The organism is Bacteroides sp. AM54-2NS (assembly GCF_003602935.1).
Classification (GTDB): domain Bacteria; phylum Bacteroidota; class Bacteroidia; order Bacteroidales; family Bacteroidaceae; genus Bacteroides; species Bacteroides xylanisolvens.
In genome coordinates, this window is record NZ_QTMZ01000054.1 from 18873 (window position 1) to 29230 (window position 10358).

6 protein-coding genes and 1 pseudogene are annotated in these 10358 nt (G+C 40.3%); 2 read left to right on the forward strand and 5 right to left on the reverse strand.

Annotated features, from left to right (window positions below; genetic code table 11):
* Nucleotides 1-6: 6 nt before the first annotated feature.
* A complete protein-coding gene (locus tag DXA05_RS22365) occupies nucleotides 7-1314 on the reverse strand; it encodes a DUF6035 family protein (RefSeq protein WP_128859643.1) in 1308 nt (435 codons plus the stop codon).
* Nucleotides 1315-1340: 26 nt separating this feature from the next.
* Here DXA05_RS22365 and DXA05_RS22370 point away from each other — a divergent pair, with 26 nt between their 5' ends.
* Together DXA05_RS22370 and DXA05_RS22375 are read left to right on the forward strand one after the other, a co-directional pair.
* Nucleotides 1341-1667 carry a helix-turn-helix transcriptional regulator gene (locus DXA05_RS22370; RefSeq protein WP_008022225.1) on the forward strand — a complete coding sequence of 109 codons (327 nt, stop codon included), beginning with the start codon at nucleotides 1341-1343 and terminating at the stop codon, nucleotides 1665-1667.
* Complete coding sequence (locus DXA05_RS22375) at nucleotides 1651-2754, forward strand: type II toxin-antitoxin system HipA family toxin (RefSeq protein ID WP_008022224.1); 1104 nt, start codon at nucleotides 1651-1653, stop codon at nucleotides 2752-2754. The genes DXA05_RS22370 and DXA05_RS22375 overlap by 17 nt, the downstream gene beginning before the upstream one ends.
* Here the strand turns inward: DXA05_RS22375 and DXA05_RS22380 are convergent.
* The 4 genes and pseudogenes from DXA05_RS22380 to DXA05_RS22395 all read right to left on the reverse strand — a co-directional run bounded on the left by DXA05_RS22380 (nucleotide 2714) and on the right by DXA05_RS22395 (nucleotide 10167).
* Complete coding sequence (locus tag DXA05_RS22380) at nucleotides 2714-3520, reverse strand: patatin-like phospholipase family protein (protein WP_008640511.1); 807 nt, start codon at nucleotides 3518-3520, stop codon at nucleotides 2714-2716. The genes DXA05_RS22375 and DXA05_RS22380 overlap by 41 nt on opposite strands.
* A gap of 201 nt (nucleotides 3521-3721) precedes the next feature.
* Nucleotides 3722-5684 (reverse strand): annotated as a pseudogene (locus DXA05_RS22385) (DUF3826 domain-containing protein).
* Between the two features lie 96 nt (nucleotides 5685-5780).
* On the reverse strand, nucleotides 5781-7133 hold the full coding sequence (locus DXA05_RS22390) for a glycoside hydrolase family 28 protein (protein ID WP_008022219.1): 1353 nt from the start codon (nucleotides 7131-7133) through the stop codon (nucleotides 5781-5783).
* Nucleotides 7134-7332: 199 nt separating this feature from the next.
* Entirely contained in the window at nucleotides 7333-10167 is a 2835-nt protein-coding gene (locus tag DXA05_RS22395; protein ID WP_165861548.1) for a glycoside hydrolase family 78 protein, read from the reverse strand.
* Between the last annotated feature and the right edge of the window lie 191 nt (nucleotides 10168-10358).

A 10358-nucleotide genomic window follows, 5' to 3' on the forward strand; every position in this document is an offset into this window, starting at 1 on the left:
ACATCATTACGAATTCATGTTATATACTTCTGGATACAAAACAGATAAGGCTTTGTAAATAGCTGAATTTATTTCTATTTTTTCAGAGCCCTTTTCTAATTTTATCCCGGGTTCTTTTTGAGAAAGATAACTTCTCATACTCTGCCCATCTGTAAAATGATAAGCATCGAAAGCCATATCAATATATCCCCAATATTGATTTAATGGATGTTGTAAAGTTACACCACGTACTCCATTTATATATGATTTCCAATTAGGATTACTAGTGCAAAACAAATCATTGGTTTTAATGGCTTCTACCATACAAATTGCTCTAAGAGCAATACTATTCATTATCTCTTTCAAATCAATATCTAAACTCATATCATAGAACTTGTCTAAACAATAAAGTTTCATTTGTTTAGTACTTGTTATATTTCCGTGCACCTGCCATTCTTGGTGGGTATGATATCTATATCCTAATTCCCATAATGAAAAAAGAAAATCCAAATTACCCACTGTTCCGGCTTCTAATCCTATTTGCAATTTGGGATGTATCTCCGAGCTGTATAAAATATCCAGAACATCAGTCCTTGCATATTCTTTTAATTGCTCAAGGATAATATGTGAATCTCCAGAATTGAGACAAAGTAGTGCCATCAAAAAAGTATCATGTGGAAGAGTATTCCATAATGACAAAACCTTTTCTTCAGCTGTTCTACCTTCTATATCGTTGCATCCCCATGCCGGACGCTGTTTTCTTATAGCATAACCTAAAGAACTAAAAGTGTCTGATAGTTCCGATTTCTTAAAAATAGAATCAGCCTGTTCTAAAAGACTAACTGTTTTTCCTTTTATACGAATATCAGGCACTTCCAACTGTGGATATAGTAACTCCTCCCATTTTCCGCATTTTTTCAATGCAGCCTCACAAAATATCCAATAATCTCTATAATTAGTAATTGCGTTATTAGCAATACAAAGCCATACATTGGTTTTATATTCAAAATATACCGAAGTATTAGATAACAAAGACTCAATAGTATAAATTGACTTTATAAAAGAATCAACAGAATTAAATAATTCCGCTATCAAATCAGGACGTCCTTGTTCATATAAAGTAAAAGATAGCCTTGAAAGAGTGGCTAATTTTTTATATACTACATATTCACACTTGTCTCTTATAGTTTCTCTATCCTTACGAGTTATCTGATATCCGTGTTGTAAGAACAGAACTAAAAAGCTATGTGGGCTACTTTTTCTGCTATTTTTATTGAATAAGTCAAAGTGAAACACTATCTTTGTAACAGATATAATAATATCTATTATAATCATATTTGTTACTTATCAGATACAATGATATGTCTTTATTATACAACTTTGATATAGATACGCCCGAAGATATTCTGCAGTTACTTGCCTGCAATTTACAAAAGAGGCGATTGGAGAAAGGACTTTCAAGAGATGCTTTATCCAAGTTAAGTGGCGTTCCTTCTCCCACTATAGCTAAGTTTGAACAGAAGTTTTCTATTTCATTGAGCTCTTATGTGGCATTAACAAAAGCATTAGGATATTCCAAAGACGTAAAGGCACTTCTTGCAGAACCACTTTACAGTACAATGGAAGAATTGGACGTTATCAATAAAAATAAAAACAGGAAGCGAGGAAGAAATGAAATTAGTAAATAAGTTATCGGTACTTTATCGTGATCAAAAGATAGGAGAACTTACCATGACACACGATAACCGATGTTGCGCTTTCCAGTACGATAAGAAATGGCTGATATCAGGCTTTTCTATCTCTCCATTAGACTTACCATTAGAATCTAGTTTATTCATCGCCAAACCAGAACCTTTCTGGGGAAATTTTGGAATATTTGAGGATAGTCTCCCTGATGGATATGGTCGTTATTTGTTGAATCGTTTACTCAAAAAACAAGGTATAAATGATGCTTTGCTTACACCTATTCAGCGATTAAGTATAGTGGGAATTTCGGGAATGGGAGCACTTAGTTACGTGCCGGAATCTTATATTGGAGAAGAAAAATCTCTACCTGACTTGGACAACTTACAACAAATGGCTCTGGAAGTACTTTCAGAAAAATCTGAAGAAGGCGAAGATATTTTATATTTCAATAGTGGTAATTCCGGTGGCTGCCGTCCTAAATGCTTGTGGCATGATCGTGAAGGTGCATGGTTAGTGAAATTCCGCCATACATATGATCCGAAAGATATGGGGAGAATGGAATATAAATATAATGAAGTAGCTCGTAAATGTGGAATAAATGTTCCTGATTACAAGTTATTAGATGGCAAATATTTTGCCAGCAAACGTTTTGATATAGAGAATGGAAAACGACTACACATTGCTACTGCTGGTGCGTTACTCAATGAATCAATATCAAATCCAAAACTAGATTACAAGGTATTGTTACACTTAACAGGATATTTGACACAAGATTCACAACAAGTTGATGAAATGTTCCAACGCATGGTGTTTAATGTACTTACAGATAACAAAGACGACCATGTCAAAAATTTCAGTTTTATTTGTCGTGAAGGAAAATGGTCATTAGCACCTGCTTATGATTTAACTCTCTGCAAAGAGGGGTATCACGGTGAACATGCTACTTCAGCAAATAACAAAGGAAATCCGGATATTGAAGATATGTTGGCGGTCGGTGAAAGTATCCGTATACCCCGAAGAAAAGGAATGGAGATCATCAACCACATGATTAATCATTGCCAAGAGATTCTTTCAACACGTTTCGAGTAACTTCCGCTCCTGTCTTCACAATCGAAGCTGCGTGATGGAACTCCAACATATCATACGTATCGCCGGAAATTTGAATTAAGATATCCGGCTGACAACGTTCTATCTGATAACGGGTGATTTGTTGCATCATCATTCTCGAAGATTCTGTCAACAGATTATAAGGAGACATTTTCTTTTTCTTTCCGATTTCAATGGGTGCATTCACATCGACAGCTATCAGAATGTCTCCTTCAGTACGTTGCGCATGACTCAATGGAAGAGGATTCAGAATACCTCCATCAATCAATACCATACCGTCTTTTCTTAATGGGCGGAAAAGCATAGGGATAGAAATAGACGCACGGATAGCTTCATGTAAGCTCCCTCTGTCAAACCTGACTTCCTGATCGCGGACAATATCCGTAGCCATCGCTACATAAGGGACAGGCAGGTCTTCAATATTCATGTCCGGAATAATTTGTTTCAGTTCTTTAATAAAACGGTCACCTTTCACTAATCCATCCCGGCTTAAGGTAAGATCCGCCAATTCCCACATCTTGCGTTTGTCCCAACTATACAGCCATTCTTTACATTCTTCCATTTTTCCTGAAGCATACATTGCTCCCACCATTGCTCCCATGGAACTTCCTGCAATGGAAGTAATCTCAAAGTTGTGACGAAGTAATTCTTCAATTACTCCTATATGTGCTATTCCACGTGCTCCACCCATGGAAAGGACTAATGCTACTTTTTGCTTATCCATATCATATACATTTCTGTTAGCCATCTACAAAATAACACATTTTCTGCGAAAAAGATGTTTAGTAATCGTGAAGAAATAAATTATAGCAGTGTTTTAGGGGAACTAAAGCATAGCTTTAGATATGATAAAGCTATACTTTGTCAGTTGCAAAGCATAGCTCTATTATATTCTTCTATTATCCCGGAGATTTTCCGGTTATGTAGGAGGTTAAGGGTTTACCCTCATTTATTTCTTTCCTTGAGCCTTCTTTTCTGCGTTTCGCTTATTCACGTAATCTTTGAACATCTGCCGCCAGTTGCGACCATGCTCATTGAAATACTGTTCGCATTTGGTTTTATAAATTTCGAAGATAGCAGAAATCTGCTTCATATTCTTGTAGTCAATAGCCTGTTCGCGAGCCAGTTTCAACTGTTCCAGAACAAAAGTCGTTTCCTCCTCCGTCATATTGGGCACGATGGCTGATAACCTTTCAAGGTAAAAGCAACTTTACCTACCGTGTATTTATCCAGGATTTGTTCAATCTGTTCTTCCGTCAATACTCTGCGTAAATCTTTCATTAGCCTTTCATGCACTTCTTTCGGCATAGCAGAATCTGCAATCATTTCACGGTCGAGCTTAGAAAGCGGTTTGCCTGTCAGGGGATTGATACCCTCGGGGATTGTTGTATAAGGGTGCTCATTGTGCCAGTCACGCACTTTACGAAGATGATTATAAATGGCAGTTACTGCAAAACCTGCTTTTTTATCATCGTTCAACTCTAAAGAAGCTACCCAGTCGATGGCTTTCTTTTCGAGAGAAGCATCTGATTTTAAATTAGCAAAAGCCTTCTTGTCAAAATAAGCAGCTACCTTGTCAAAAGAACGGATGGCGCCTTCAGGAAGCAAAGCTCCTTTTTCGCCAAAACTATACATAGCGGATTCCGGTTCAATGGTGACCTTGCTTTCATCCAACATCTTTTTATCCAATTTGAATACTTCTGCGAAGAAGTCATAAACAGCATTCCGCTTATTCGGGCCAAAGTCATGTTTCTCTTTGGGAAGATGTACATTCGTTACTTTATCTTTTGCCTGGTAGAATCCGTAGATTCGTTGCAGATAAGGAAATTCAAGAGTAGGAACACTGGCCGTCCAGTCGCCGCCATCCGATACGATCAGTTGTGGACGAGGAGCAAAAGTAGCGGCTAATTCCGCATTACAGGTTCCTCCTGCAGATAGTTGAATAGGCATTCCGCTTTCGCAGGGACAACCACCGTCGAAGTGAGAAGCCAGGCTCACCACCGGAGCTGAAGCGGTGAAACGATCATCCAATACGCTCAACAATACAGTATGGGTACCTCCACCCGAACCGCCATTCGTACCGATACGGCTGGTATCAATGTCCTTACGGGAAGCAAGCATGTAGTCAAGAATCAGTAAGCCGTTCATTGCCTGAATAGTGTGCGCCGCACTACTACGGTGTGCCGCACTGCCCACTTGCAAAGCCGACTCTCCCCATCCGAACAAATCATAGTCTACACAAACAGCTCCCATACGTGCTAAAGTTCCCATACGTTGTTGTTGGTCTTCCCGATAACGTCCGCCACCAAAATGTCCGTTAGGCAGATTATCAACGCATGTTTTCCTTTCGATTGGGGCGTATAGATAGAACCGCAAACGTATAACCCGGGAAGTGTTTCAAGCGCGAAATTCTGCACGGTATAGCCATCAAACTTACGTATCTTTGAAAGAATAGGTTTGGATTTGACACATTGAGCCAACAAAGTATCGATACCTAAACGCTGACGTACCTCTTTTTTCAGAGAATCGGCACGAAGTTGAAAAGACTGTCGGTCTGTATAGAGTGTATTCAGATAAGCCAGCATCTTCTCTCCGTCTGCATCTGTACGACGTGGATACTCGTATGCTTTCAGCTTATACATATTTCCTTTCTGCTTAACAAATTTATAATCGAAAGGTGCCAATACATTCGTCAAGGATTCTTCCACGGAATAAGGACGAATACGGAAATCGGCATAAGGCAGCACTTTTCCCACCGTATCAATGTCATATTTCAAACGGACTCCGAAACGGTTCTGTATATCCGTCAGTACTTCATTCAAGGGACGGGCAAATTCCGTCTCGTATGTTTGCGTCTGGGCTTCGGCCGAAAGAGATGCGGCAAGAAGCATAGTAAAAAGGATTCGTTTCATTTATTTTTAATTTATGTAAGTTGTTTTTTCACCACAGATTACACAGATTTTCACAGATTTATTATTCTTATAATTTAGTCGAATTAAAAATCTGTGTTAATCTGTAGTATCTGTGGTGCTTTTAATTACTTCACCATTGACGATTACGTCATCCATCGTGATACGTTCACAATTTTCGAAGATACATTTCTGTTTCCCTTCTTGAATGTGAATATCACGCAAAACGATGTCAGATATCGGCGCTTCTTCCAAGCCCACTATTTTGATCGGAGTCTTTACGTTTGTCACAGTCATTCCGCTGATATGTACGTTACGGAATATCGGAGTGCGTTCACTCTTAGGTTCGGCAGGCATTTTACTGTATTTCAAATTCAATACGACAGCTTCCTGTTTAATGTTGCTCATTACGACGTTGCTGACACGAATATCTTCAACGACTCCTCCCCTTCCACGGGTCGACTTAATACGGATTCCACGATCTGTTCCGTCAAACACGCAATTGGAAATAGTAACTTTACGCACACTCCCACTCATCTCGCTGCCGATAACAACACCTCCATGACCGGAAAGCATGGTACAGTTGGTGATAGTGATATTCTCGCAAGGTACTCCCAAACGACGGGCCTGCGCATCTCTTCCGGACTTGATTGTGATGCAATCGTCTCCTACTGATATATGGCAGTCGCTGATATGTACGTTGCGGCAGGATTCCGGATTCACTCCGTCCGTATTTGGTGAGGGCGCATTATCTATGGTGATCCCCTTTATGGTTACATTGTCACAAAACTCCGGATTGACCGTCCAAAAGGGAGAATTTATGATTTTCACTCCTTCAATCTTTACTTTCTTACAACGAACGGGCTGAATGAACGGAGGACGGAAAAAGCGACGTTGCAATGTATTTACATAATCCTTGTTCGTTTCAGCATAAATTGCTGTCGTATCATTTGCTGCATCCCACATTGGCTGATATTTATTCACATCACGCATGCCATTGTCTTTCAAATCAATCATGACACGAAAGAACTCCATCCACCATTTCTTTCCTTGTCCGTCCAAAGTTCCTTCTCCTTTGATCGTAATATTCTCGGCATCTACCGCATAAATCAAAGGCTGGAAACTTTTCATCATCACTCCTTCATGACGAACCTCGACAAAAGGAAGATAGTCATCAAAGTTATCGGAAAAGAGCAAGGTAGCTCCGGCTTCCAACTCCAGTGTAATATTACTTTTCAGATGGATACTCCCCGTCAGGTAAATTCCGGCAGGAAAGAAAAGAGTACCTCCGCCACCACGGTTCAAACGGTCAATTGTTGAATTGATTAGCTTTGTATTAAGAGTCTTGCCATTTGCTTTTGCACCGGCCTTCAGCATATCTACACGCTCGGCACGAAGAACTGTGGTTGCACAGAAGCAAAGAAAGACGATAAGAGTTGTTCGTAAATTCATAATCGATATTATTAAAGTATATTTCATCGTTTCCTTCTAAAAAATCATGCTAATAGAATCTTTTTTTCTTCCCAATGTTTGAAAACAATCATTGAAATGTTTTTTTCAAACATGCTACATGATTAAAATAAAGATGCTGCATGATTTTTTATATGAATACATTGTTTTTCATTCTACAAATATATATAAAATGTCTCTTTCATTTTGCACAAACCAATTGATATGTTCCGCTCTGTATTTCTTTCGGTTCTTTTCCGCCCGGGAGATAAACAACAGCGGTAGTATTCACCGGAACAGACACGTTTAAAGTGAAAGTCCCATTCTCACAAGTCCAGTCCACATTAATAGTACCGTATAAAGTTTCATACGACGCTTTGACGTATTTCAAATCTCCCACAGGTTGGGGAGCGATGATGAACTTCTGATAACCTTGTTTTGTAGTGGTAGAAGGACGAATACCGACCAGCGAATTGAAGAACCATTCATCAATCTGTCCCATCATAAAGTGATTCCAAGAAGAACCTTGACGGGGGTCCCACTGCTCGGTCAAAGTTGTAGCGCCGAATTTCAACTGGAAACCATATCCGGGAGCTTCTTCATGATTGAACATCTTATAAATAAGTTCATGTTCTCCATTACGCGCCAATGTCTGAATCAGATAACGGTTTCCCACATCACCGGTAGTCAAACGGTTGCCATGTGCTTCCACATCTTTTATCAGATTCGCGAATACTTTCTCATTCAAATCTGCATCCGGTCGGTAGTTACCTTGTTCATCTGCATCCTGCGTCATTTGGAGGAACAGCGGAAGCGCATTACTACATTGGCTTCCTGTACCATATTGTGCCGTATCTTTATGAAGAAAACATTTATTAAATGCAACCATTATATCCTGTGCCAACGAAGTGTAATAATGAATGTCAAAGTCATTACCTACCATTCTCGCGGCTTGTACCAAATACATGACTGTCATGTAATAATGCGCAGTAGCCACCAAAGGAACGGGTGTATTCCGTGAGAATCCCGCACGAAAATCTCCGTAATCATACCAGTCTCCCAATCCGAAAGAAAGAATACCCTTATCTGCACGAGTCTTGAGATAATCCACATAACGACGCATATTCGGATAATATTTCTTAATCAATGAATCGTCTCCATAAGTCTCATAGTACATAAAAGGGAAAATAACCAAAGAACCACCCCACTCCGGAGATTCGGCAAAAGCATCCATACCCGGACCTTCAAAAATCACGTATTCCGGAGCAGTTGTCGGCATGGCCCCGTTGGAATGTTGTGCATCTGCCATATTCTGCATAATCTGCGGAGCGTATGCTGTCAAATCATAGTTATACAACAAACCCGTACCATTCAGATGTACCTGTTCCAGCCACCCAAGTTTCTCACGATGCGGACAATCCGTAAACACAGACTGCATATTGCTGCGAACCGCTTTCTCGATCAATCGATGGGCAGCATTAAATATCCGGTTGGATGATTCGAAAGTGGAAACTTTCTTGGCTGAATTATATACGAAACAGGATTGAATATTCTTTAATACAGGCAATTTCTGCGGATTCTTCTGTCCTTTTAAGACAGCCCCCTCTACCTGAATATATCTAAAACCATAATAAGAGAAACGAGGGTGCCAGGTTTCATCGCCTTCCCCTTTCAGAGTGTATTCGTAATAGTGTTGACGCCCTGTCTGACGCTGATTGCAAGCACCTTCCTCTGTCAATGCTTCGGCTACAATCAAAGTCACTTTCTGACCACGTTTGCCACGTACTGTTATTTCCGGAAAGCCAGCCAGATTCTGTCCCATATCCAACACAAAAGCAGAAGGATCGACTGTTCTCTTAGTTGATACAGAAGCTGATGCAACTTGGTCCGCATTTAGTTTGGTTACCTTTTGAATATCATACCGTTCCATGATTTTCACCGGAGCCGCCATCTGTGGACGAAGTATTCCTTTAGGAGCTTCCTGCATGACTACCGGACGCCAATGACTGTCATCAAAGCCAATCTGATTCCATCCTTTCTGTTCACGACGCGCATCATAATCTTCTCCTCCATATATGCAATTGAAGGTTACCGGACTAAAATCATATTTCCAATTATTATCGGAATGAACCGTCGTACATGTTCCATCTTCGTAGTTAATAACCAGCTCAAATAAAAGTGTGGGAGGACCAAAGCTGATCTGTAATTTGCGATAACGCCCCCCCTGCACATTATAGAATCCATTCCCCAATAAGATTCCTACGACATTTTCACCACGCCGCAATTGTTCCGTCACATCGTATGTGTTATAGTAAACAGTTTTATCATAATCACTCCACAATGGGGCAAACTCACTGTTACCCACCTTTTTGCCATTCAAAGAAAACTCATAGAATCCCAGACCACAAACGTATGCCGTTGCCTCCACTATTTTCTTGCCCGGTTTACGGTTTGCACCCCCTTCTTTCGCATCTCCTACCTGGAATGTTCTTCTCAAACAAATACTTTTCTTTGCCAAAGTGTCCACTGCTTCCCAAGCAGCTTTCACTTCCGGTTTCTTCAGCTCTCCACCGTGGAACTTACGCCCTTCCGGTAAATGAGCATTTTGTCGGGTAATAGCTCCAATCCACTGCCCCGAAGATAATCTTTCGGGTACTGCCCGGAATTTCGCTTCATTGCTCCACTCGGAAGGTGTATCTGTTTCATCCCAAACACGAACGCGCCAACTATAATTAAATGAGTTATCAGGACGTATATCTGCCCCCTTTGTAGAAACTAACTGGCTCTGCGAAGAATAAACCTTCCCACTATTCCAAACGGAACGCCCTGTAAAAGCTTCCCGAATATCAATCTCATAGGCAGATTGTCGTGTCCCATTTTCCGGCGATTCCATCACCCAGCCCAAACGGGGTGAACCTTCGACCACTACCAGTCCCTCCTGCATCTCACAGGTAAGACGACTGATGGTTATATTCTTTGCCTGTACAAAACAAGACAAACAAATTAGCAATGAAAGAAGAATCTTTTTGAATTTCATTTTTCAAGTATCTTTTATTTGTTCGATAAATGAGAATTTATCGGTTAAATGGGAATTTTGCAGTTAGGCTGAAAGCCTTACAATTATATATTTATTGGGGTGCCCTGAAAGGGCTTAATTATATAGCGTAGGGCAACGCCCTACGAAAAAAACACACCAGCCACAAGCCCTGAAAGGGCGGAACCGTATAC